At 70.7% G+C, this 25,638-nt stretch carries 11 protein-coding genes; 7 read left to right on the forward strand and 4 right to left on the reverse strand.

The genetic code is table 11. From position 1 onward, the window contains the following. Positions 1–35: 35 nt before the first annotated feature. Positions 36–11,096: an SDR family NAD(P)-dependent oxidoreductase gene (locus R2K23_RS21045; RefSeq protein WP_316512328.1), complete on the forward strand. Its 11,061-nt coding sequence runs from the start codon at positions 36–38 to the stop codon at positions 11,094–11,096. A 7-nt stretch (positions 11,097–11,103) separates the two neighbouring features. Here R2K23_RS21045 and R2K23_RS21050 read toward each other — a convergent pair whose 3' ends face one another. Beyond that, positions 11,104–12,183: an NAD(P)H-dependent amine dehydrogenase family protein gene (locus R2K23_RS21050; protein WP_316512329.1), complete on the reverse strand. Its 1,080-nt coding sequence runs from the start codon at positions 12,181–12,183 to the stop codon at positions 11,104–11,106. Between the two features lie 262 nt (positions 12,184–12,445). On the opposite strand from R2K23_RS21050, the gene R2K23_RS21055 reads away from it, so the two are divergent. Continuing rightward, positions 12,446–14,281, forward strand: coding sequence for an acyl-CoA dehydrogenase (locus R2K23_RS21055; protein WP_316512331.1), 1,836 nt, complete (start codon positions 12,446–12,448; stop codon positions 14,279–14,281). 414 nt (positions 14,282–14,695) lie between these two features. Here the strand turns inward: R2K23_RS21055 and R2K23_RS21060 are convergent, their stop codons facing one another. Further along, positions 14,696–16,018: an acetyl-CoA C-acetyltransferase gene (locus tag R2K23_RS21060; RefSeq protein ID WP_316512333.1), complete on the reverse strand. Its 1,323-nt coding sequence runs from the start codon at positions 16,016–16,018 to the stop codon at positions 14,696–14,698. Positions 16,019–16,140: 122 nt separating this feature from the next. Between R2K23_RS21060 and R2K23_RS21065 the strand changes: the two genes are divergently transcribed. After that, positions 16,141–17,514 carry a 3-oxoacyl-ACP reductase gene (locus R2K23_RS21065; protein WP_316512335.1) on the forward strand — a complete coding sequence of 458 codons (1,374 nt, stop codon included), beginning with the start codon at positions 16,141–16,143 and terminating at the stop codon, positions 17,512–17,514. After that, positions 17,511–18,347 (forward strand): MaoC/PaaZ C-terminal domain-containing protein, encoded by an 837-nt coding sequence (locus tag R2K23_RS21070; protein WP_316512336.1) that lies wholly within the window; start codon positions 17,511–17,513, stop codon positions 18,345–18,347. The genes R2K23_RS21065 and R2K23_RS21070 overlap by 4 nt, the downstream gene beginning before the upstream one ends. Positions 18,348–18,622: 275 nt before the next feature. On the opposite strand, the gene R2K23_RS21075 is transcribed toward R2K23_RS21070, so the two are convergent. Together R2K23_RS21075 and R2K23_RS21080 are read right to left on the reverse strand one after the other, a co-directional pair. Beyond that, positions 18,623–19,228 carry a TetR/AcrR family transcriptional regulator gene (locus R2K23_RS21075; RefSeq protein WP_316512338.1) on the reverse strand — a complete coding sequence of 202 codons (606 nt, stop codon included), beginning with the start codon at positions 19,226–19,228 and terminating at the stop codon, positions 18,623–18,625. A gap of 63 nt (positions 19,229–19,291) precedes the next feature. Beyond that, entirely contained in the window at positions 19,292–20,467 is a 1,176-nt protein-coding gene (locus R2K23_RS21080) for a glycoside hydrolase family 3 N-terminal domain-containing protein (protein ID WP_316512340.1), read from the reverse strand. A gap of 139 nt (positions 20,468–20,606) precedes the next feature. Here R2K23_RS21080 and R2K23_RS21085 point away from each other — a divergent pair, with 139 nt between their 5' ends. The 3 genes from R2K23_RS21085 to R2K23_RS21095 all read left to right on the forward strand — a co-directional run bounded on the left by R2K23_RS21085 (position 20,607) and on the right by R2K23_RS21095 (position 25,585). After that, on the forward strand, positions 20,607–21,068 hold the full coding sequence (locus R2K23_RS21085; RefSeq protein ID WP_316512342.1) for a universal stress protein: 462 nt from the start codon (positions 20,607–20,609) through the stop codon (positions 21,066–21,068). 58 nt (positions 21,069–21,126) lie between these two features. Continuing rightward, positions 21,127–21,300 (forward strand): DUF2613 domain-containing protein, encoded by a 174-nt coding sequence (locus tag R2K23_RS21090; protein WP_316512344.1) that lies wholly within the window; start codon positions 21,127–21,129, stop codon positions 21,298–21,300. A 73-nt stretch (positions 21,301–21,373) separates the two neighbouring features. Beyond that, positions 21,374–25,585: an alpha-(1->3)-arabinofuranosyltransferase gene (locus R2K23_RS21095; protein WP_316517454.1), complete on the forward strand. Its 4,212-nt coding sequence runs from the start codon at positions 21,374–21,376 to the stop codon at positions 25,583–25,585. The last annotated feature ends 53 nt before the right edge of the window (positions 25,586–25,638 follow it).

Genomic DNA, 25,638 nt, shown 5'->3' on the forward strand with positions numbered 1-25,638 from the left:
CCACGTCCGAGCGCCGCCTCAGGGAGGGAAACGGCATGACTTCCGCCGAACACCCGGCCGAACCGACCCCGCGATTCGCCATCATCGGCTACGCGGCCCGGTTCCCCGGAGCCGAGAACGCCGACGAGTACTGGCATTTGCTGCACGAGGGCCGCGAGGCGATCTCGGAAGTGCCCGCGGACCGCTGGAACGCCGACGAGTTCTTCGACCCCGAGCCAGGGGCCCCCGGCAAGGTCGTCACCCGGCGCGCCGGCTTCGTCGACGACCCGACCGGGTTCGACGCGCCGTTCTTCGGGATGTCCACGCGCGAGGTCAGGCTGCTGGACCCGCAGCACCGACTGCTCCTCGAGACCGCGTGGCACGCGGTGGAACATTCCGGCACGGCGCCAACGGCATTGGCCGACACCAACACTGGCGTATTCGTGGGCCTGGCCACCCACGACTACCTGGGCATGGCCTCCGACGAACTGACGTACCCGGAGATCGAGGCCTACATGGCCATCGGCACGTCGAACGCCGCCGCGGCGGGCCGGATCAGCCACCGACTGGGGTTGCAGGGGCCGGCCGTGGCCGTCGACACCGCGTGCAGCTCGTCGTTGGTGGCCATTCATCAGGCCTGCCAGGCACTGCGGCTGGGCGAATGTGATCTCGCGTTGGCCGGCGGAGCAAACGTCCTGCTGACCCCCGCCACCATGATCACCTTCTCCAGCGCACACATGCTGGCCCCGGACGGCCGCTGCAAGACGTTCGACGCCGCCGCCGACGGCTACGTGCGCGGCGAGGGGTGTGGTGTCGTGGTCATCAAGCGGCTCGAGGACGCGCTGCGCGACGGCGACCACATCCGCGCGGTGATCCGCGGTAGCGCCGTCAACCAGGACGGCGCCTCCGGCGGGCTGACGGTGCCCAACGGCGTGGCGCAGCAACGGGTCATCGCCGACGCGCTGGCCCGCGCCGGCCTGAAGCCCCGTGACGTCGGCTACCTCGAGGCGCACGGCACCGGCACCTCGCTGGGCGACCCGATCGAGGCCCAGGCCGCGGGCGAGGCCCTCGGCACCGGCCGTGACCCCGCGCGGCCGCTGCTCATCGGCTCGGCGAAGACCAACATCGGCCACCTCGAGGCCGCCGCCGGCATCGCCGGCGTCATCAAGGTCGTGCTGTCGCTGGAGCACGAGACCCTGCCCCGGCACCTCAACTTCGAGAATCCCTCCCCGCACATCCCGTGGGAGCGGCTGCCGGTGCAGGTGGTGCAGGAGCGCACTGCTTGGACGCGTGGTGACCAGCCCCGGATCGCCGGGGTCAGCTCGTTCGGGTTCGCCGGCACCAACGCCCACGTCATCCTCGAGGAGGCGCCCGCACTCCCTCGCAGCGCGCCGACGCCGGACCCGACGCCGGTGGCACCCGAATTCACCGTCCTTCCGCTGTCGGCGCGCACGCCGGGCGCCCTGGCGCGCCTCGCCGAGCACTACCGCGACTGGCTGCGCGCGCATCCGGACGCCACCCTGGCCGACGCGGCGTTCACCGCCGGCACCGCGCGGGCGCACCTGGAGCACCGGGCCGCGCTGGTGGTCAATTCGAGAGCGGCGGCCATCGAGTTGCTCGGCGCGCTCGCCGACGATCGCCCCGCCCCGGGACTGGTCCGCTGGGAGTCCCACGACGCGCCGAAGACCGCCTGGTTGTTCACCGGCCAGGGCAGCCAATACCCGGGAATGGCCCGGGAGCTGTTCGACACCGAGCCGGTGTTCGCCGAGACGCTGCGGCAGTGCGCCGAGGCGGTCGACGATGTCCTCGAAACGCCGTTGCTGGACGTGGTTTTCGCGACCGACGACCCCGTCAGCGCGGAGACCCTGCGGCAGACCTCCTACGCCCAACCGGCGCTGTTCGCGGTGGAGATGGGCCTGGCCCGGCTCTGGCAGTCCTGGGGCCTGGAACCCGATGTGGTGCTGGGGCACAGCGTCGGCCAGTACGCGGCGGCCTGCGTCGCGGGCGTGTTCAGCCTCACCGACGGCGCCCGGCTGATGGCCGAGCGGGGCCGCCTGTTCGGCAGCCTGCCCGCCGGTGGCCGCATGGTCGCCGTGTTCACCTCCGCCGACCGCGCCGAGGCCCTGACCAGCGAGTTCCCCACCCTGTCGGTCGCGGCCTACAACGGCGCCAACACGGTATTATCCGGGCCCGCAACCGATTTGGAGAAGGCCGTGGCAACGCTGTCCGCCGACGGCGTGCGCTGCGATTGGCTGGACACCAGCCACGCATTCCATTCGTCGCTGCTGGACCCCATCCTCGACGAGTTCGAGGCGTACGCCCAGCAGTTCACCTTCGCTGCCCCGCAACGGATTCTGATCGACAACCGCACCGGCAAGGCACTGGGCCGCAGTGTGCGCCTCGACGGCGCCTACTGGCGGCGCCACGCCCGCCAGCCGGTGGAGTTCGCGAAGAGCGTGCGTACCCTGGCCGAGCTGAACTGCAAGGTGCTGCTCGAGATCGGCCCCCGCCCCGTCCTCACCGCCGCCGCCCTGGCCGCGTGGCCCGACCCGGCCACCGCGCCGCGGGCACTCGCCTCGCTGCGCCCCAAGGCCGCCGACCACCGGCAGATCATCGAGGCCGTCGCCGAGGCCTACGCGCTGGGCCACCTGCCCGCGTTCGAAGCGTTCCGGCAACCCGGGGCGCGCAAGCTCGATCTGCCCACCTATCCGTTCGAGCGCCGCCAGTACTGGTATTCCGACAATCGGCAGGACGACCGGGTCGACGCCCATCCGGCACCCGCCGCGCGCACGGAGACCCTGAGCCTGCTCGAGGACGGGCGGATCGAGGAACTCGCGGCCCTGCTCGACGACGCCGACGGCGACCCGCGGACCCGCGAGGTGCTGCGCAAACTCGCCGCCCACCACAACCAACAGCGCGCCACCCAGGTCGTCGCCGGCGATCGCTACGAAATCGACTGGGAGAAAGACACTTCCACCCTTGGCGGCGGCGACGACGCGGCCGGCGTCATCCTCGTCGGCGAGGACAGCGCCGCCACCCGGCCCCTGATCGACCTGCTGACCGCGCGCGGGCACCGGTACCAGATCGTCGGCCTGCCGGCCTCTGACGCCGAGGAGGCCCAACTCAGCGAGCTGCTACGCGCCGCGGCCGCCGATGCCCCGTCCGGTGGCCTGCGGATCCTGCACGTCGCGGCGCTGGACACCGATCCGGATCCCCAGACCGGGCTTTCCACCCGCGCGCTGCTGCGGATGCAACACCGGGTTCTCACCGGGACGCGGCGGCTGTTCCGCGCCGCCGTCGCCGCGGAGTCGCGCAGCCCGATCTGGCTGGTGACCCGCGGCGGGCAACGCGTCACCGAGACCGATGTGGTGGCACCGGATCAGAGCTGCCTGTGGGGTTTTGGCCGGGCCGCATCGCTCGAGCATCCGCAGCTGTGGGGCGGGCTGGTCGACCTGTCGCCCGGTGAGCCCGCAGCCGACGAGTGGTCCCGGTTGCCCGACGCGATCGCGGCCCCGCGCCCCGCCGATGCCCTCGAGGATCAGGTGGCGCTGCGGGGCCCGGACCGCTACCTGCGCCGGTTGCGGCGGCGTCGTGCCCGGACCGTCGCCCCGATGGAGATCCGCCCGGAGGCAACGTATCTGGTGACCGGCGGGCTCGGGTCGTTGGGCCTCGAGATCGCCGAGTACCTCGCCGCCCGTGGGGCCCGGCAGCTGGTGCTGACCGGTCGCCGCGGGCCCAGCGATGCCGCCCAGCAGCGGATCGATGCGCTCAGCGCGCAGCACGGCTGTGCCGTGCGCGTTGTCGCCGCCGATGTCGCCGACGCGCACGCGGTCGAGCGCCTGCTGGCCGGCGTGGCCGCCGACCTGCCGCCGTTGGCCGGCATCGTCCACGCCGCCGGCGAGATTGGCGCCACACCGTTGAGCAGCCTGGAAGACACCGAAGTAGACCGCGTCTTCGCTGGAAAGGTCTGGGGTGCCGCCCATCTGAGCGAGGCCGCCGCCGGCCTGGAGCTCGACTTCTTCCTGTGCACCTCCTCGATCGCATCGGTCTGGGGCGGGTTCGGCCAGACCGCCTACGGCGCCGCCAACGCATTCCTCGACGGGCTGGCCTGGCGGCTGCGCGCGCAGGGCATCCCGGGGGTCAGCGTCAACTTCGGTCCGTGGTCGACGGGCATGGCCGACGCGGAATCCCGTGCGCGTCTGGAGGCCCGCGGCATCCGGACTCTCTCGCCGACCGATGCGCTGGCCGGAATGGCCGACGTCGCCGCGGTCGCCGCCGAAGGAACCGCCCAGGGGGTGGTGGCCCGCGTCGATTGGACCCGATTCCTGCCGCTGTACCAGCAGGCGGGCCGCCGGGGCTTCCTCTCGGAACTGGAACGCGAAGTGCCCGCCGAGGCCACCACGGCGGCCGCGGGCGTCTCCCCCGCCGGGCCGACCCAACTGGTCGCACGACTGACCGCCGCCCCGATAGGCCAGCGCAAGAAGCTGCTCACCGATCATCTCCGGGAGGCGGTCGCCGAGGTGACCCGCGTCGACCCGTCGGAGATCCGCGAGGATGCGGGCTTCTTCGATCTCGGCATGGACTCGCTGATGGCCGTCGAACTGCGCCGCCGCATCGAACAGGGTGTGGGCCAAGAGATTCCGATCACCCTGGTGATGGATCACCCGCGGCTCGCCGACGTCGCCGACTACCTGCTCGACGATGTGCTGGGGCTCGGGGCCCAGGCGGCCCCCGCGGCGGCGCCGGTCGCGGCGGTGAGCCGCTCGGACGAACCGATCGCGATCGTCGCCGTGTCGTGCCGGTTCCCCGGCGCGCCGGACCCGGAAGCCTTCTGGGAGGTCCTCGCCGAGGGCGTCGACGCGATCCGGGAGGTCCCCGAGGACCGCTTCGACATTGACGAGTTCTACGACCCCGACCCGGACGCGCCCGGCAAGACCTACACCCGCTTCGGCGGGTTCCTGGACGGCATCGACGGTTTCGATCCGGAGTTCTTCGGCATCTCGCCCCGCGAGGCGGTCTGGATCGAGCCGCAGCAGCGGCTGATCCTGGAGACCGTCTGGGAGGGGCTCGAGCGGGCCGGATACGCACCGGCATCGTTGCGCGGCAGCCGAACCGGGGTCTTCACCGGTGTGGCCGCCAACGAGTACGCGCACCTGCTGTCGGCCGAGCCGATCGACAAGATCGAGCCGCACTTCATCACCGGCAACGCGCTCAACGCCATCTCCGGACGGGTGTCGTTCGCACTGGGCTTCGAGGGACCGGCCGTCGCCGTCGACACCGCCTGCAGCTCGGCCCTGGTGGCGGTCCATCAGGCCTGCCAGGCCCTGCATTCCGGCGACTGCGACCTGGCGGTGGCCGGTGGGGTCAACGTGCTGCTAAGCCCGGTCACCGTGGTCGCCGCCGCCCGCGCCCGGATGCTGTCCCCGGTGGGGCGGTGCAAGACGTTCGACGCGTCCGCGGACGGCTACGTGCGCAGCGAGGGCTGCGGGATCCTGGTGCTCAAGCGCCTCAGCGACGCCCAGCGCGACGGCGACCGGATCTGCGCCGTGATTCCCAGCAGCGTGGTGAACCAGGACGGCGCCTCCAGCGGCCTGACGGTTCCCAATGGCGGTGCGCAGCAGCGCCTGATCGAGGCGGCCCTGGCCCGCGCCGGGCTCTCCGGCGGCGACGTCGACTACCTCGAGGCGCACGGGACGGGGACCCCGCTCGGCGACCCGATCGAAGTCCAGGCGGCCGCGGCCGCCTACGGCGGCGCGCGCGACGCAGATCGGCCGCTGCTGATGGGCTCGGTGAAGACGAACATCGGTCATACCGAATCCGCCTCCGGCGCAGCCGGACTCATCAAGGTCGTGTTGGCGCTGCAGCACGGAATGCTGCCCGCCAGCCTGCATTTCGACACCCCGTCGCCGCACATCCCGTGGGATTCGCTGCCGGTGCGGGTGGTGGACACGGCGCTGCCCTGGCAGGCCAACGGCCGACCGCGCCGGGCCGGGGTGAGCTCGTTCGGGTTCACCGGCACCAACGCGCACGTGTTGATCGAGGAGGCGCCGGCGGACGGTTCCGCGGCCGACGACGCCCCCGAGACCGCCATCCAGGTGCTGCCGCTGTCGGCGCGCTCGCCGGAGGCACTGGTGGCGTTGGCCCAGCGCTACGACGCGTGGCTGAGCGCGCACCCCGAGACCGACCTGGCCACCCTGGCCCGCACCGCCGGGACGGGTCGGTCGCACTTCGAGCATCGCGCCGCGCTGGTCGTGGATTCGGCCGACAGCGCGCGCCGGGCCCTGGCCGATGTCGTCGCGAACCGGGCCCGGCCCGGCGTCGTTCTCGGCGAGCACACCCGGCCGCCGACCACGGCGTGGCTGTTCACCGGACAGGGCAGCCAGTATGCCGGCATGGCGCGCGAATTGTTCGACGCGGAACCGGTTTTCGCGGACACCGTGCGGCGGTGCGCCGAGGCGGTCGACGACATGCTGCCCGTCCCGCTGCTGGAGGTGCTGTTCGCCGCCGACCGGGAGACCGGGGAACGGTTGCGGCACACGTCCTACGCGCAACCGGCGCTGTTCGCCATCGAGATGGGTCTGGCGCGGCTGTGGCAGTCGTGGGGAATCGAACCCGACGTGGTGCTGGGGCACAGTGTGGGCCAGTACGCCGCGGCGTGCGTGGCCGGGGTTTTCCGACTCGAAGACGGCGCACGACTGATGGCCGAGCGCGGCCGGATGTTCGGCAGCCTGCCCGAGGGCGGGCGGATGGTGGCGATCTTCGCCGACCCCAAGCACGTCGAGGAGATCGCCGGCAAGTTCCCCCGGATCTCCGTCGGCGCCTACAACGGACCCAACACCGTGCTCTCGGGGCCCGGCTCCGACCTCGAGCAGATCGTCGCCACCTTCACCGACGAGGGCATCCGCTGCACCTGGCTGGAAACCAGCCACGCCTTCCACTCCGAACTACTGGACCCGGTGCTCGACGAGTTCGAGGTCTACGCGGGGCAGTTCGAGTTCGGGGTGCCGACCTTGCCGCTGGTGTGCAACCGGACCGGCGCGGTGCTCGCGACGCACCATGCCCTGGACGCCCAGTACTGGCGCCGGCATTCCCGGCAGCCGGTGCAGTTCGCCGAGAGCGTGCGCACCGTGGCGGCGCTGGGTTGCTCGGTGCTGATGGAGATCGGTCCGCAACCTGTGTTGACCGGTGCCGCGGTGCAGGTCTGGCCGGAGCACCTCGCTCCGCCGCGGGCCATCGCCTCGCTGCGTAAGGGCATCGACGACCGGCGCCAGATCGCCGACGCGTTGGCCGCGACCTACGCCGCCGGACACCAGCCCGACTTCGCCGCGCTGCACCGGCAGCCCCGTCGGGTGCTCGAACTGCCCACCTATCCGTTCCAGCGGCGCCGGTTCTGGCCGAAGACCGCCGGCATCACCGTCGACGGTCCGGCGGTGTCGGGCATCCTGGGCAGCGGCAAGGACCTCGCCTCCGGCGACACCGTCTACACCAGCCGGTTGTCGGTGAAATCCCAACCGTGGCTGGCCGATCACGTCATCTACGGCACCGTCGTGGTCCCGGGTGCGACGTATGCGGCCATGGCCCTCGCCGCGGTGGGCACCCCGGCCCGAACCAAGGACGTATTCTTCTACGAGCCGATCATCCTGCCCGAGAAGAGCTCTCGCGAGGTGCAGCTGACACTGCATCCCCGCGACGGCGCGGAGGGGTCGACCTTCCAGGTGCACAGCCGCCCGTACGGCGAACGCGGCGCCGAATGGTCGTTGAACGCCGAAGGCACCGTGCTTCCCGGCGCCGACGACGACACCGGCGCGCCCGACCCCGAATCCACGGCGACACCCGAACCGGTCGACGAGGCGATCGAGCGACTGGAACGCATGCGCCCGCAGGACCTGTTCGAGACGTTCGCCGACATGGAACTGGCCTGGGGGCCCACCTGGTCCGGGTCACTGAAATCCCTGTGGCTGGGCGAGGGCGAGGCGATCGGCGACATTCTCGTCGGACCCGAACTGGCCGCCGAACTCGGCGCCGAGCCGATGCACCCGGTTTTGATGGACCTGTGCACCGGCGTCGCCTTCCCGGCGTTCCCGGCGCTGCTCGCCGCGGAGCAGGGCGTCAACGATCTGTTCTTGCCGCTGCGCTACGGGCAGGTCATGCTGCGCGAGAAGATGCCCCGGCGCTTCTACTGCCGCGCGCGGTGGCACACCAGCGCGCTGGACAGCGAGACCCAGGTGTTCGATCTGGACTTCCTCGACCGAGATGGCCGCCAACTGGGCGGGATTCGGGAATTCACCGTCAAACGCGCGCCCCGGGAGGCGCTGCTGCGCGGCCTCGGCGGCGACGCCACCCGGCTGCTCTACACCGTCGGCTGGCACGAGGTGCCCGCGCCGGCGGTGAGCGCGGACGCGCCCGGCCCGACCGGAACCTGGCTGGTCGCGGGCTTCGACGAACTCGCGGACAAGTTGCCGGGCTGCCTCAGCTGGGACCGGCTCACCGACCCGACGCCGCTGGCCGAACAGCTCACGCAGGCCCAGGACCGCGGGATGGCGTACTCCGGGGTCGTCTGGCGCGCCACCGCGGCGCTGCCCGGCGAAGCGGGCGCCGCCGCGGCCGCCAGGCTGGAGTCGGAGATCACCAACCTGCTCGGCGCGGTGCACGCCGTGCAGGGCGGGTTGAAGCTGCCCGGCGGGCTGTGGATCGTCACCGAACGGGCCGTGGCCACCGAGTCCGGGGAGCCGGTGGACCCGGTGCAGGCCGCGCTGTGGGGGTTCGGGCGCACGACCATCAACGAGGAACCCGCGGTGCGGGCGAAGCTGGTCGACTGCGACGGGTCTCCCGAGGCGGTGCAGGTGCTGGCCGACTTGTTGAGCCCGGCCGGCGCCGTGGCCGAGCCGGAACTCGCGCTGCGACAAGGGAAGTTACTGGCCTCGCGGCTGCTGCCGTGGGCACGCAGCGGCCATCTCACGGTGCCGCGTTCGCCGGACTACGCGCTGGCGCCCACCGAGCGCGGCGCCATCGACAACCTGCGGCTCGCCGAGACCGAGGTGCCCGCCCCGGACGAGGGATACGTACAGGTACGGGTGGAGGCTGCCGGCCTGAACTTCCGGGACGTGCTCAACGTGTTGGGCCTCTACCCGGGCGACCCCGGCCCGATCGGCGGGGACTTCGCCGGCGTCGTCACCCAGCTGGGCGAGGGCGTCGAGGGGCTCGAGGTCGGCCAGCGGGTGTACGGGTTCATGCAGGGCGCGTTCGCCAGTCGGTTCAACGTACCGGCGCAGTTGCTGGCGCCGATCCCCGACGGGGTGAGCGCCGTCGAGGCCGCCACCATTCCGGCCGCGGCGCTGACCGTGCGGCTGGCGTTCGACTGGGCGCGACTGCAGCCCGGCGACCGGGTGCTGATCCACGCGGCCAGCGGCGGGGTGGGCCTGGCCGCGGTCCAGATGGCGCAGCAGTGCGGCGCCACCGTGTTCGCCACCGCCAGCACCTTCAAGCGTGCGACGCTGCGCAAGATGGGGGTGAAGTTCGTCTACGACTCGCGCAGTACGGATTTCGCCGACCAGATCCTGGCGGACACCGACGGCGCGGGCGTGGACGTAGTGCTCAACAGCCTCACCAACGAGGGCTTCCTCGACGCGACCGTGCGAGCCACCGCCCGCAACGGCCGCTTCGCCGAGATCGCCAAGCGCGACATCTGGACCCCGGAGCAGATGGCCGCGGTCCGTCCGGACATCGACTACGAGATCGTGGCGCTCGACACGGTGACATTCCAATCCCCGGAACGCATTCGGAGCCTGCTGACCGAGGTGTCGCAGGGCCTGGCCGACGGGGAATGGCAGCCGCTGCCCGCCGAGATCTATCCGCTGACCGAGGCCCGCGCCGCGTTCCGGCGGATGCAGCAGGCCCGGCACATCGGCAAGATCGTGGTGCAGATGCCGAAACCGCTTCAGCCCCGGGCGGATCGGAGCTACCTGATCACCGGTGGCCTGGGTGCGATCGGTTTGCACACGGCGGCCTACCTGGCCCAGCTCGGCGCCGGCGACATCGTGCTGACCAGTCGCCGCGGGCCCGATGCGGCCACGCAGCAGACCATCGACGACATCGCCGACCGGTACAAGTGCCGCGTCCACGTGCTCACCGCTGACGTCGGCGAGGAGACCGCGGTGGTAGCGCTGCTGAACCGGATCCGCGCGGAGCTGCCGCCGCTGGCCGGAGTGGTGCATCTGGCCGGTGTGCTCGACGACGCGTTGCTGTCGCAGCAGAGCCTGGAGCGGTTCCGAACCACCTTGGAGCCGAAGGCATTCGGCGCCGATCACCTGGACCGGCTGACCCTCGACGACGAGCTGGACTTCTTCATCGTGTCCTCCTCGGTGTCAAGCCTGTTCGGCTCGCCCGGCCAGGCCAACTACGCGACGGCCAACGCGCTGCTCGACGGCCTGATCGCGCAGCGCCGGGCGCGGGGCCTGCCCGCCACCGGCGTCAACTTCGGTCCGTGGGCCCAGGGCGGCATGGCCTCCTCGGAGGCGGCGACCGCCAATATCGGTGCGCAGGGCCTGATCCCGTTGGAGCCCTCGGCGGCGCTGAGTGCGCTGGCCGAGGCGATGGCCAACGGCACCGGGCAGGCGACCGTGCTCAAGGCGAATTGGCAACGGGCGGCGAAGGTGCTGGGCGCCTCCCGCCCACCGATCCTCGATCTGGTGTTGCCGAGCGCGGTCGGGGAAGTGGTCGGCGACAGCGAGTTGCTCAAGCAACTGCAGGAGATCCCGGTGCCGCAGCGCGCCGGGTTCGTGACCGAGTTCCTGCAGCGCGAGGTGCAGAACTTCCTGCGGCTCGCCCAGCCGCCGGCCGCATCCAGCCGATTCCTGGATCTGGGCACCGACTCGCTGATGGCGATCGAGCTGCGCAACCGGCTGCACAGTCAGTTCGGCGGCGCGTTCACCATCAACGCGACCGCGGTGTTCGATTACCCGACCATCGGCGGGCTCGCCGAGTACCTCGTCGGCCAGCTCCCCGACGCCGAACCGGAACCCGAGGCCGCGTCCGAGGCCGCGCCCGAGCCCGAGGCCGAGGCCGAGGCGCCAGCCGAGCCCGAATCGGCGGCCGAACCCGCACCCGAGGCCACCTGACCCACCGTCAGACCCAGCGGGTGGCCTCCAGTTCCGGTGCCAGCACCGGGCGCAGCGGGACGTCGAGGCCGTCGTAGATGCCCGGCTGCTGGCCAGCCAGCCAGTCGATCGCGCCGAGCAGCCGATTGGCGGCGGTGGTGTTGCCGCCGTCGGCGCGGGTGCCGCCCGGCACATCGGCTCGGGTGATGACGCTCAGCTGTGGGTCGCCGTCCACGATCACTCGGTGATCCCCGGCGCCCTGTTCGGGCTGCGGCCAGTCCGGGGCGCAGTTCGGATCGATCCGCGTGATGTGCTCGACGACGACGCGTTGCTTCCCGTCGGCCCAGCCGATCACCTTCAGGTAGAAGGCGCCCTGGGTGCCCGCCTCGAAGCGCCCCAGGACGTTGTCGCAGGATTCCTCCAGCGGCCGTCGTTCGACCTCCTCGGTGATCTCGTCGATTTCCAGGCCCAGGCCGCGGCCGATGAGCCGGATGTTGCCGCCCCACACCATGGTCGGCACCGACGGCAACAACATCATCGGGACCTGATCCATCGGCGCACCGAACCCGCAGGACACCCGCACCGCGTAGGGCTGGTCGTAGGTCGAGTAGTCGAATATCTCCTGGCACCGGATGGTGCGGATGCGGGTGCACAGGCCGGCGGCCAACACGGCCAGCGCATCGTTGGCCCAGCCGGGGTCCACCCCGCTGACCAGTAGCGTCGAGCGCCCCTCCTCGGCGGCGGCGGTGAGCCGGGCGACCCATTCCGGTGGTGCCGAGCGCGGATCGTAGAGCGAGTACAGCGACGGGGTGACCACGTGCGCGCCGGCGCGCAGGCACCGTTCGATGTCGGTCACCGCCTCGTCGGGACGGATGTCGCCGGAGGCCAGGTAGGCCACCGCGTCGCACGACGCCAGCACCCCGTCGACGTCGGCGCTGGCCGCCACACCCGTCGGCGTCTCGAGTCGCGCCAGGACCGCGGCGTCTTTCCCGACCTTCTCCGGTGTCGAGGTCAGCACGCCGACGAGGCGCAGGCCGGGGAATGCGGTGGCCGACCGGATGGCAGCGGCACCCATGTTGCCGGTCCCCCAGATTGCGAGTCGATGCATTCGGTCAACCTAGCCGCAGCGCGGGTGACAAGCGTCACGCTTGGCCCGAATTCCCCGGTCAGCGTGGGTGTGCCCGCCCATTTCCCGAGGTCGGCCAACCACTCGGTTGGTTAGTTGACGGAAATAGCTCGCGCAGGCTTTGCGTTGAAGTTACCGAGCGGTATAGTCAGCACAGTTACTGGTGGGTAACTTATCCGAAGTACCCAACCGAAGAAACCTGAACATCGCTCAAGCCAGTGGCAGTTCTCACCGAGGAGGAAACGTGAGCCACTACAAATCCAACGTTCGTGACCAGGAATTCAACCTGTTCGAGGTACTGGGCGTCGACAAGGCGCTGGGCCAGGGTGCCTTCAGCGACATCGACACCGACACCGCCCGTGAAATGCTCGCCGAGATGGCGCGGCTGGCCGAGGGGCCGATCGCCGAGTCCTTCGTCGACGGCGACCGCAATCCCCCGGTCTTCGATCCGGAGACGCATTCGGTGACGGTGCCCGAGTCGTTCAAGAAGTCGATGCGCACGCTGTACGACGGCGGTTGGGACAAGATCGGCATGCCCGAGGAACTCGGCGGCATGCCGATGCCCCGCGCGCTGCAGTGGGCCCTGATCGAACACATCCTGGGCGCCAACCCCGCCGCGTACATGTACGCGATGGGCAGCGGCATGGCCCTGATCCTGCACAACCTCGCCACCGATGAGCAGAAGAAGTGGGCAGAGCTGGCCGCCGAGCGCAACTGGGGCGCCACCATGGTCCTCACCGAGCCCGACGCGGGTTCCGACGTCGGCGCCGGCCGCACCAAGGCGGTGCAGCAGGAGGACGGCTCGTGGCACATCGAGGGGGTGAAGCGCTTCATCACCTCGGCCGACTCCGACGACCTGTTCGAGAACATCTTCCACATGGTGCTGGCCCGCCCCGAGGGCGCCGGCCCCGGCACCAAGGGTCTGTCGCTGTTCTTCGTACCGAAGTTCCACTTCGACCCGGAGACCGGCGAGCTCGGCGAGCGTAACGGCGTGTTCGTCACCAACCTCGAGCACAAGATGGGCTTGAAGGTCTCGACCACCTGTGAGCTGACCTTCGGTCAGCACGGCGTGCCGGCCAAGGGCTGGCTCGTGGGCGAGGTGCACGACGGTATCGCGCAGATGTTCGAAGTCATCGAGCAGGCCCGAATGATGGTGGGCACCAAGGCGATTGCCACGCTGTCGACCGGTTACCTCAATGCACTCGAGTACGCCAAGGAACGCGTGCAGGGCGCTGACATGACGCAGCTGACGGACAAGACCGCACCGCGCGTGACCATCACCCATCACCCGGATGTGCGTCGTTCGCTGATGACCCAGAAGGCCTACGCCGAGGGCATGCGCGCGCTGTACCTCTACGCCGCGACCTACCAGGATGTCGAGGTGGCGCAGGCGTTGCACGGCGTCGACGCCGAGCTGGCGCTCAAGGTCAACGATCTGCTGCTGCCGGTGGTCAAGGGCTACGGCTCCGAGCAGGCCTACGCCAAGCTCACCGAGAGCCTGCAGACCTTCGGCGGGTCCGGCTTCCTGCAGGACTACCCGATCGAGCAGTACATCCGCGACGCGAAGATCGACAGCCTCTACGAGGGCACCACCGCCATCCAGGCCCAGGACTTCTTCTTCCGCAAGATCGTCCGCGACCAGGGCAAGGCGCTGGCGCACGTCGCCGGCGAGATCAGCGAGTTCATCAAGAACGAGTCGGGCAACGGCCGCCTCAAGAGCGAGCGGGCACTGCTGTCCACCGCGCTCGAGGATGTGCAGGGGATGGCCGCCACGCTGACCGGTTATCTGATGGCCGCCCAGGAAGAGCCCGCCAGCATCTACAAGGTGGGGTTGGGCTCGGTGCGGTTCCTGATGTCGGTCGGTGACCTGCTGGTGGGCTGGCTGCTCGCGCGCCAGGCCGCGGTCGCCGTCGAGAAGCTCGACGCCGGGGCGACCGGTGCCGAGAAGGCGTTCTACGAGGGCAAGGTTGCCGCTGCCGGATTCTTCGCCAAGAACATCCTGCCGCAGCTGACCAGCACTCGCGCCATCCTGGAGCACCTCGACAACGAGATCATGGAGCTCGACGAGGCCGCCTTCTAGCGAGGCGCCAAGACCACGGCGGCCCCCGCGCGCGGATGCGTGCGGGGGCCGTCGCCATTTCCGTGGTCAGAGGTCAGCACAAAAAAGGGCGGGTTCGGGAGGACATTTGAGGGCGTCTTCTTTAGATCTCGCGCGTCCGGCCTTCGCCTCTTCGCCGGCACTTTGGACTGGTCGCTCCCGAACCCGTCGTAGCGTCGATGCTACGCCTGTGTCGTAGCTCACACCAGGGGGAAATTCGGGGCGCTCCCGGAGTCCCCTCTGCTCCAGCAGCTCCCCATCCGACGCCTGGTAGATGAGGTTGGCCCCGTGTTGCCGTCGGGTCGGGGGGTCAGACGGCAACACGGAGCCACCCAGTACATCGGTTACCCCGCGCGGTGCGTTACAAACCACGGGCAGCAAATTTGGGTCGGCTTTCTAGGCCTCCAGAATGGCGGTCACGCCCTGCCCACCGGCGGCGCAGATGGAGATCAGACCACGCACGGTACGGCCCCCGGCTTCGGCCTTCTTCTCGCTGAGCTGCTTGGCCAGCTGCGCGACGATCCGCCCGCCGGTGGCCGCGAACGGGTGGCCGGCGGCCAACGACGAGCCGTTGACGTTGAGCTTGGTCCGGTCGATCGAACCCAGCGGGGCGTCCAGGCCCAGTCGCTGCTTGCAGTACTCCTCGGACTCCCAGGCCTGCAGCGCGGCGAGCACCACCGACGCGAAGGCCTCGTGGATCTCGTAGAAGTCGAAGTCTTGCAGCGACAATGCGTTCCGCGCCAACAGCCGCGGCACCGCGTAGGTGGGCGCCATCAACAGCCCGTCGGCGCCGCCGACGTAATCGACCGCCGCCGTTTCGGCGTCGACCAGGTAGGCCAGCACCGGCAGATCATGGTCGCTGGCCCACTGCTCGCTGGCCAGCAGCGCCACCGATGCCCCGTCGGTCAGCGGGGTGGAATTGCCCGCCGTCATCGTCGCGTCGCCGTTGCGAACCCCGAAGACCGGCTTGAGCTTCGCCAGCTTCTCCGGCGAGGAATCGGGGCGCAGATTGTCGTCGCGGTACAGGCCGAGAAACGGAGTCACCAGGTCGTCGAAGAAGCCGCGGTCGTAGGCGGCGGCCATGTTGCGGTGGCTGGCCGCGGCAATCTCGTCCTGGTCGACCCGCTTGATCCCCATCTGCTTGGCCGTGATGGCGGCGTGCTCGCCCATCGACAGCCCGGTCCGCGGTTCGCCGTTGGTGGGAATCTGCACGCCGAGCGAGGCCGGCAATTTGCCGACCAGCTTCAGCCGCTCCAGATTCGACCGGGACCGCCGCAGGCTCAGCAGGACGCGCCGCAGGTCGTCGCCGAAGGCGATCGGCGCATCGGAGGTGGTGTCCACGCCACCGGCCGCGGCGACCTCGTAGCGGCCCATCGCGATCCCGTCGGCGGCGGCGATGGCGGACTGCAGGCCGGTGCCGCAGGCTTGCTGCAGGTCGAAGGCCGGGGTGTCGGGGGACAGTGCGCTGCCCAGGACACATTCGCGCATCAGGTTGAAGTCGCGGCTGTGCTTGAGCACGGCCCCACCGATCACCATGTCCAGCCGCTGCCCGGCCAGGCCGAATCGGTCGACCAGGCCGTCCAGCGCCGCGGTGAACATGTCCTGGTTCGACGCCTGCGCATAGGCGCCGTCGGAGCGGGCGAACGGGATGCGGTTACCGCCCAACACGGCGACGGGGCGGCGGCTGGGGTTCGAGTTCGATTGCGCGTTGGTGGCCACGGGTATCTCCGTTGCGTCGGTTTTGAGGTGGATGCCAATTGCCGCCATACTACCTACACTTCTTACTCTCAAGTAAGTTCGTCTACGACAGCCTGAGACTTCTGACATCGAGAGGTAACGCCGTGGCTCCCAAACTTCCCAACGACCTGTACGCGCAGGTGGTCCTGTCCGGACCCGGATCGTTCCTGGCCAAGCAGCTCGGCATCCCGCAGCCCGAGACCCTGCGTCGATACCGCCCGGGCGACCCGGCGCTGGCGGGCCCGCTGCTGATCGGCGGCCAGGGGCGCATCGCCGAACCCATGCGCGCCGCCCTGGCCGACGATTACGACCTGGTGGGCGACAACCTCGGCGGACGCTGGGCCGACAAGTTCGGCGGCCTGCTGTTCGACGCCACCGGAATCACCGCGCCGGCCGGCCTGAAGGCCCTGCACGACTTCTTCACCCCGTTGCTGCGCAACGTCGGACCGTCGGGCCGGATCGTGGTGGTGGGCACCACGCCGGAGGACACCGAAAGCGCCGACGAGCGGATCGCCCAGCGGGCGCTGGAGGGCTTCACCCGGTCGCTGGGCAAGGAGATGCAACGCGGTGCGACGGTGTCGCTGGTGTACCTCTCCCCCGCCGCCAAGCCGGCGGCCACCGGCCTGGAGTCGACGCTGCGGTTCCTGCTCTCGGCCAAGTCCGCCTACGTCGACGGTCAGGTCTTCTACGTCGGCGCGGCCGACTCGACCCCGCCGGCCGACTGGGACAAACCATTGGACGGCAAGGTCGCCATTGTCACCGGGGCGGCCCGCGGCATCGGCGCGACCATCGCCGAAGTGTTCGCCCGCGACGGCGCCAAGGTGGTGTGCGTCGACATGGCCGCACCAGAGGGCGCCCCGGATGCCCTCGGCGAGACGGCGACCAAGGTCGGCGGCACCGCCCTGGCGCTCGATGTCACCGCCGACGACGCCGTCCAGCGGCTCACCGACCACCTACGCGAGCACCACGGCGGCAAGGCCGACATCCTGGTCAACAACGCCGGTATCACCCGGGACAAGCTGCTGGCCAACATGGACGACGCCCGCTGGAACGCCGTCATCGCGGTCAATCTCCTTGCCCCGCAACGCCTCACCCAAGGACTCGTGGACAACGGCACCATCGGCGCGGGCGGCCGGGTGATCGGGCTGTCGTCGATGGCCGGTATCGCCGGCAACCGCGGGCAGACCAACTACGCGGCCACCAAGGCCGGCATGATCGGCCTGACCGAGGCGCTGGCGCCCACGCTGGCCGAGAAGGACATCACCATCAACGCCGTCGCACCGGGGTTCATCGAAACCAAGATGACCGAGGCCATCCCGTTCGCCACCCGCGAGGTGGCGCGGCGGATGAACTCGCTGTTCCAGGGCGGCCAGCCGGTCGACGTCGCCGAGGCCATCGCCTATTTCGCCAGCCCGGCCTCGAATGCCGTGACCGCCAACACGATCCGGGTCTGCGGCCAGGCCATGCTGGGGGCATGATGAGCGCCTTGTCGAACATGGTCCGCGCGGCGGCCGGGGCGCTGCCGTTCATCCCGCGCGGCGATGCCCTGCCCGAGCGCACCCTGACGGTCACGGACCTGGCCATCGACCGGGACAACGTCGCGGCCTACGCCGCCGTGACGGGGCTGCGGTATCGCGACACCGTGCCGGTGACCTACCCCTTCGCGCTGACCTTTCCCACCGTGATGGAGCTGATCACCGGCTTCGACTTCCCCTTCTCCGCCATCGGCGCCGTGCACGTGGAGAACCACATCACCCAGCATCGGCCGATCGCCGTCACCGACACGGTGTCGGTGAAGACCGAGGCCGCGAACCTGCGCGAGCACCGCAAGGGATTGCTCGTCGACGTCATCACCGATGTGCACGTGGGCAACGAGGCGGCCTGGCACCAGGTGACGACCTTCCTGCATCAGCAACGCACCAGCCTGTCCGACGAGCCCAAGCCGCCGCCGGTGAAGCAGCCGAAACTGCCGCCGCCGCATGCGATTCTGCGGATCACCCCCGGCCAGATTCGCCGGTACGCGGCCGTCGGCGGAGACCGCAACCCGATCCACACCAGCTCGCTGGGCGCCAAGCTGTTCGGCTTCCCGACGGTGATCGCGCACGGGATGTTCAGCGCCGCGGCGGTATTGGCCAACATCGACGGTCAGCTTCCCGATGCGCTGCGGTACTCGGTGAAGTTCGGCAAGCCGGTGATCCTGCCCGCGAGCCCGGGGCTGTACGTGGACCGCGTCGCCGATGGGTGGGACCTTTCGCTGCGCAACCTGTCCAAGGGGTATCCGCATCTGACCGGTGAGGTGCGGGCGCTGTAGGGCTGGGGTTCTCGGGTAAACGGTCCTCCCGCCGAGGTATCCACCAGCGAGACTGCGCTGAGCTTCCTTCAGCGGGGGCTCACACCATCGAGGCTGCGCTGGTCGTGCAAAAGTGCGAGTAACCCTCACGGTGAGCGCAGCCTCGATTCGAGCACCTACCGAGACTGCGCTCAGCGCGCAAGAATGCGAGAAACCCCCACGGTGAACGCAGCCTCGATTCGGCCTCAATACCCGACGGGCTCATATCAGCGCCTCGCCCGACCGGAGACCCCACCTCAGTTCTGAGCCTGGCCCGTCTTGCCCTTGAGGCCTCGCCAGAACAGGTTGATCAACAGCTCGGCAGCGTCGTCGACATCGACATCGCCGGCGCTGACCCGTGCGGCCACCGCCTCGCCGGCGCCCACCAACGCGATCGCCATCATGTGGAAGTCGGTGCCGGGCTCGGGATTCCTGGTTCCGGTGGACAGCAGTCGGGCGACCAGGTCGATGATCCGCTCGCGGCCTTCGCGCACGGTGTGGGCGAACGCCTGCGAACTGGTGGCCTGCGTGTAGAGCACGATCCACGACGCGCGGTTGGCGTCGATGTAGCTCAGAAACGTCAGGATGGTCTTGCGCAGCATGTCCCGCGGCGGCAGCGTGAAATCCACATCGGTGCGCACGGCCTCGATGAAGCGGCCCAATTCGCGGTTCAGGCAGGCGCCGAACAGGTCTTCCTTCGACCCGTAATAAAGGTAGAGCATCGGCTTGGATATCTCGGCCTTGGCCGCGATCGCGTCCATCGACGTCTCGTGATAGCCGTTGACGGAGAACACCTCGACCGCGGCGTCGAGCATCTGCTGCTCGCGCACGGCACGCGGCAGCCGCTTGGTACCACCTGCCATGCCTCTACCCTTCGCCGGACAACCCGGCCCTGATCTTACTGGGGAGTAAGCAGGGCGGGTGCACTAGCAGCGGGCCGGACCCTTGATCCCCGCCACCCGGTGCAGCGATGCCTCGACCGCAGGCAGCGACAGTTCACCGGAAGCCACCGCCGACTCCAGCCGGTCCAGGACCGCCGGCACCTCGGCCGTGCTGACCCACAGCGCGACGTCCACGCCGGCCTGCAGGCTGCGCAGCACAGCCTCGGGAACCCCGTAGCGCTGGTTGATGGCCCCCATCGAGGACAGGTCGTCGCTGAACACCACCCCGCCGAAGCCGGGGCCGCCGTAGTTGCCGCTGCGCAGCAGGCCCACGGCGGCGCCGCTGAGGCTGGCCGGGTCCGCACCGGTCAGACCGGGCACCTGCATGTGGCCCATCATCACGCCGACGGGGCCCTGCGCGGTCAGTTCCCGGTACGGCACCAGGTCGACGGCCTGGAGTTGATCCAGCGACGGGGTGGTGACCCCGGTGTCGTGGGAGTCACCCGAGGCGCTGCCGTGGCCGGGGAAATGCTTGAGCACCGGCAACACGCCACCGTCACGCAGGCCGCGGGCATACGCACCGGCGTACTCGGTGACCACCGCCGGGTCCGAACCGAAGGACCGGTCGCCGATCACGGTGCCGTCGGCCGCGTCGGTCACGTCGACCACCGGCGCGAAGTCCACGGTGATACCCAGCCCGCGCATCTTCTGGCCGCGGTCGCGCGCGATCGCGTACACCTCGTCGGGCGTCTTGGTGGCCGCCAGCACCCGCGGCGAGGGCTGGCTGCCGATCAGCGCGGACAGCCGTTGGACCCGGCCGCCCTCCTCGTCGGTGCTGACGGCCAGCGGCAGCGGTTCGGCGGCGGCGGCGATCTGGGCCAGCGTGCCGTCGGTCAGCATGGACTTGTCGGTCCAGCTGCCGATGAAGATGCCGCCCACTCGGTGATCGCTGACCACGGCGCGGGCGTCGGCGCCGTTGCTCACCCCGACCATCAGCAGCTGCGCGAGCTTGTCGCGGGTGGACAGCGTGGAGAGGTCCCCGCACACCGCCGGCGCCTGCGGCATCGGATTGCTCAGCGGCACCGATGCCGGCGAGGACTGCGCGCGCGCCTCGGACGTGGCCGGGGCGGCCTGCTGGGATGCCGGTGCGCACGCCAGCAGAAGGGCCGGCAGCGTGGCCACCGAGACGGCGACACGGCCGAGCGTGGAGGTGAAAGCCATACCTCATGCTGTCATGTGATCCAGCTCCGGTCAGCGACCGGCTCCCGAGCCGCGATCCGATAGGGTTCGTGAACGGGTCAAAAGCGAGCGACACGCCGTTTTTCCTGACCCAAAGCCGGCAGTAAGGGGATCATGAGGCATGTCTGTCGTGCTGATCGCATACGACGGAACCTCTAACGCGCGCCGCGCCGTCAATTACGCGGGGCGTTTCCTATCTGCCAAACGCGTGGTGGTGCTCACCGTGTGGACGCCGATCCGGTCGGGTCCCGACCCGGTCAGCGTGGACCTCGACGGCCCTCCGGATCCCATCGACGATCCCGAGGAAGAGCACGACATCGCCTATTCCGACGCGCTGCGCACCAACGACGAGGGCACCAAACTCGCGGTCGAGGCCGGCCTGAACGCCGAGCCGCTGTGCGTCCCGGTACGGGGCACCGTGTGGCGCGCCATCATCGACGCCGCCGACCGCCTCGACGCCGACCTGGTGGTGTCCGGGACCCGGGGCACCACCGGGCTGCGGTCACTGCTGCAGTCCAGCGTCGCCGACCACGTGCTCCGCCACGGCCGACGGCCGGTGCTCATCGTGCCCCCGGGGCATTGAGGTGCGCGTGCTAGGTTAGCTGACGACCGACGCCGACCCCATTCGCTGAGGAGCCCACATGACCCGGTTCGTGGTGCCTGCCGCCGCCAGCATCGTGGTCGGCCTTCTGCTCGGCGCCGCGGCCATATTCGGGGTCACGTTGATGGTTCAGCAGGACACCAAGCCGCCGCTGACCGCGGGCGACCCAGCGTCGTCGGTGCTCAACCGCGTCGAATACGGCGACCGCAGCTGACCTGAGCGCATCCCCGGTAGCGGCCCGTCCGGGAGGGTCGATCTCCGATCCGCACACCTGCACCGTCGAGCCGCTGTCCCGCCGCTGGCTCTGGGTGGCCGGGCTGGTCGCACTGCTGCTGACCCTTGCGCAGTCGCCCGGACAGATCTCCCCGGACACCAAGCTCGACCTCACCGCCAACCCGCTGCGGTTCCTGGCGCGCGCCGCGGACCTGTGGAACAGCGACCTGCCGTTCGGCCAGGCGCAGAACCAGGCCTACGGCTACCTCTTCCCGCACGGGACGTTCTTTCTGGCCGGTGACCTGCTGGGGTTGCCGCCCTGGCTGATCCAGCGCCTGTGGTGGGCGATCCTGCTGACCGCCGGTTTCTGGGGGATCCTGCGGGTCGCCGAGGCGCTCGGTATCGGCACCACCCCGTCGCGGGTGCTGGCCGGCATTGCCTTCGCGCTGTCCCCGCGGGTCCTCAGCACGCTGGGATCGATCTCGTCGGAAACCCTGCCGATGATGCTCGCGCCCTGGGTGTTGCTGCCCGTCATCCTGGCCATGCGCGGCGGGCACGGCCAGTCCCTGCGCATCCTGGCCGCGCGCTCGGCCGCCGCCGTCGCGCTGATGGGCGCGGTCAACGCCGTCGCCACCCTGACGGCCTGTCTGCCCGCGCTCATCTGGTGGGCCTGCCACCGGCCGAACCGGCACTGGCTGCGGTTCAGCGGGTGGTGGTTGGCGGCCACCGCGCTGGCGGTCACCTGGTGGGTGGTCGCGCTGGCCTCGCTGGGTCGGATCAGCCCGCCGTTCTTGGACTACATCGAGTCCTCCGGGGTCACCACGCAGTGGACGTCGTTGATCGAGGTGCTGCGCGGCACCTACGCCTGGTCCCCGTTCGTGGCACCCAACGCGACGGCCGGCAGTTCGCTGGTCACCGGCTCGATGGCGATCTGGGCCACCACGCTGGTGGCCGCGGCCGGCCTGGCCGGCCTGGCGCTGCGGACGATGCCCGCGCGCGGTCGCCTGGTGACGATGCTGCTGATCGGCGTCACCCTGCTGGCGGTCGGCTATTCCGGCGGCCTGGGTTCGCCGGTGGCCTCCTACGTGCAGGCGTTCCTGGACGCCGACGGCGCCCCGCTGCGCAATGTGCACAAGCTGGAACCGCTGATCCGCATCCCGATCGTGCTCGGCATCGCGCACCTGATGGGCCGCATCCCGCTGCCGGGCAGCGCGCCCCGGCCGGTGTGGCTGCGCGCGTTCACCCATCCCGAGGACGACAAGCGGGTCGCCGTCGGGATCGTGGTGCTCGCGGCGCTCACCGCGGCCACCTCGCTGGCGTGGACCGCGCGGCTGACCCCGCCCGGTTCGTTCTCGGCGATCCCCGACCACTGGCACGACACCGCGCAGTGGCTGACCGAACACAACACCGGAAAACCGACGCCCGGCCGCGCGCTGGTGGCGCCCGGCGCGCCGTTCGCGACCCAGATCTGGGGCAACACCCGCGACGAACCCCTGCAGGTGCTCGGCGAAAGCCCTTGGGGGGTACGCGATTCCATCCCGTTGACCCCACCGCAGACGATCCGCGCGCTGGACTCGGTGCAGCGGCTGTTCGCCGCGGGCCGGCCGTCGGCGGGACTGGCCGACACCCTGGCCCGGCAGGGCGTCTCGTATCTGGTGCTGCGCAACGACCTCGACCCCGAGCACTCCCGCTCGGCCCGCCCGATCCTGGTGCACCGGGCGATCGAGGGCTCGCCGGGGCTGACCAAGGTCGCGGAGTTCGGTGACTTCGTGGGCCCGGGCACCCTGGCGGGGTTCATCACCGACAGCGGGCTGCGGCCGCGCTACCGGGCGGTGGAGATCTACCGAGTCGAGCCGTTGCACACCGGGGTCGAAAACCCCGGCGCCCCTTACGTTGCCGACCTCGACGAGCTGGCCCGCGTCGACGGCGGCCCGGAGGTGCTGCTGCGCCTCGACGAACGGCGCCGGCTGGCCGACGCCGGTCCGCTGGGTCCGGTGTTGCTCACCCAGGACGCGCGGGCCGCGGGCCTGTCCACCGACGTGGTCACCGTCACCGACACCCCGGTGGCGCGGGAGACCGACTACGGCCGCGTCGACGACCATTCCTCGGCGGTGCGCGCCGAGGGCGACGAGCGGCACACCCACAACCGGGTGCCGGACTATCCGAGCCCCGGCGCGGAGCCGGTGTACGGCAGTTGGACCGGCGGCCGGCTGAGCACCTCCAGTTCGGCCGCCGACGCCACCGCGCTGCCGAACGTCGCGCCTGCGGCCGGGCCGACCGCGGCGATCGACGGCGACTCCGCCACCAGCTGGGTGTCGAACTCGCTGCAGGCCGCCGTCGGCCAGTGGCTGCGGATCGACTTCGACCACCCGGTCACCAACGCGACGCTGACCCTGACGCCCGCGAACTCGGCGATCGGCGCGCAGGTCACCCGCATCGAGATCGCCACCGCCGGCGGCACCACGACGCTGCGGGTCGACGAACCCGGTCAGCCGGTGACCGTGGCGCTGCCCTACGGGGAGACGCCGTGGGTGCGCATCACCGCCGCCGCGACCGCGGACGGTTCCGGCGGCGTCCAGTTCGGCATCACCGACCTGGCGGTCACGCAGTACGACGCGTCGGGCTTCGCGCATCCGGTCGACCTGCGGCACACCGTGAAAGTGCCGGGCCCGCCGGAGGATTCGACGGTGGCCCGGTGGGATCTCGGCTCGGAGTTCCTGGGCCGGTCCGGCTGCATCGACGGTGCCGACGCGGTGCACTGCGCCTCCGCATTGGCGCTGGCCCCCGAGGAACTGGTCAACCTGAGCCGCACGCTCACCGTGCCGGAGCCCGTCTCGGTGACCCCGACGGTGTGGGTCCGGCCGCGGCAGGGACCGGCGCTGTCGGACCTGGTCCGGGAACCGGGCACCACCCGCGCCGACGGCGACTCCGACTCGTTCGACGTGCTCGGCTCCGCCTTCGCCGCGGCCGACGGCGATCCCCGGACCGCCTGGACCGCGCCGCAGGGCATCGTCCGCAACCACGGCACGGCCACGCTGACGATCACCCTGCCGGAGCCGACCGAGGTGGCCGCGCTGCGACTGACGCCGAGCCTGTCCGAATTGCCCACCACCCCGACGATGGTCGCCATCGACCTGGGCACCGGCCCCCAGGTCCGCCGGCTCTACGGTGACGGCCGCCAGACGTTGCAGCTGCACCCGGCCGTCACCGGGTCGATCAAGCTCAGCATCCTCGACTGGGAAGACGTGATCGACCGCACCGCACTGGGTTTCGACCAGATCAAGCCGCCCGGCCTGGCCGAGGTGCAGGCGTTGCGCGCCAACGGCACACCCATCGCCGCCGCCGACGCGCAGCGTAACCGGTCGCGGCCGATCACCGTCGGCTGCGGCGAGGGCCCGGTACTCGCGGTGGCGGGTCGGTTCGTCAACACCTCCGTGCGCACCACCGTCGGCGCGTTGCTCGACGGCGAACCTCTGCGGGCGCGGCCGTGTGACGCCACGCCGATCGACCTGCCCAGCGGCCAGCAGGAGCTGCTGGTGAGCCCCGGCGCGGCGTTCATCGTCGACGGGGTGCAGCTGTCCGGGCCGCGCGCCGACGAGATCCGCCCGGCCCCGACCGCGGCGGCACCGGCCGAGCGGTGGTCGGCGGATCGTCGGGAGCTGTCCCTGCCGCCGGCCGACACCGACCGGGTGCTCGTCGTCCCGGAAAGCGTCAACCCCGGCTGGAGCGCGCGGGCGCCCGACGGCGCGAAGCTGACCCCGGTCACCGTCAACGGCTGGCAACAGGGTTGGGTGGTGCCGGCCGGCACGGCGGGCACGGTGACGTTGAGTTTCGCCTCCAACGCGCTGTACCGCGCGGGCCTGGCCGGGGGCCTGGCGCTGCTACCGGTGCTGGCCGCCCTGGCGCTGCTGCCGAGCCGACGACGGCGGCCCGACGAATCGGTGCGCCCGTGGGCGCCCGGTCCGCGGCCGGTGCTCGCGGCACTGGTGGCCGTCGGCGCGCTGATCTCCGGGGCGGTGGGCGCGCTGGTGTTCGGCGCCGCCGCGGGGCTGCGGTATCTGCTGCGCAACCGCCTGCGCGCCGACCGGGTGCTGACGCTCGGCGGGACGTCGGTCGCGCTGACGCTGGCCGGCGCGGCGCTGTCCCGGTACCCCTGGCGCTCGGTCGACGGCTACATCGGACACTCGCCGTGGGTGCAACTGCTGGCGCTGTCGAGCCTGGCCGTGCTGGCCGCCTCCCTCGTCGGTTTCGCCCGATCCCAGAGGTCGGCCGACAAGGACGAGTAGCTTGCGCCATTACGCCGATCTCGTTGCCCCGCCAGAAGGTTCTGCCTAGCATT

Source organism: Mycolicibacterium sp. MU0050 (genome assembly GCF_963378085.1).
Lineage (GTDB): Bacteria > Actinomycetota > Actinomycetes > Mycobacteriales > Mycobacteriaceae > Mycobacterium > Mycobacterium wendilense.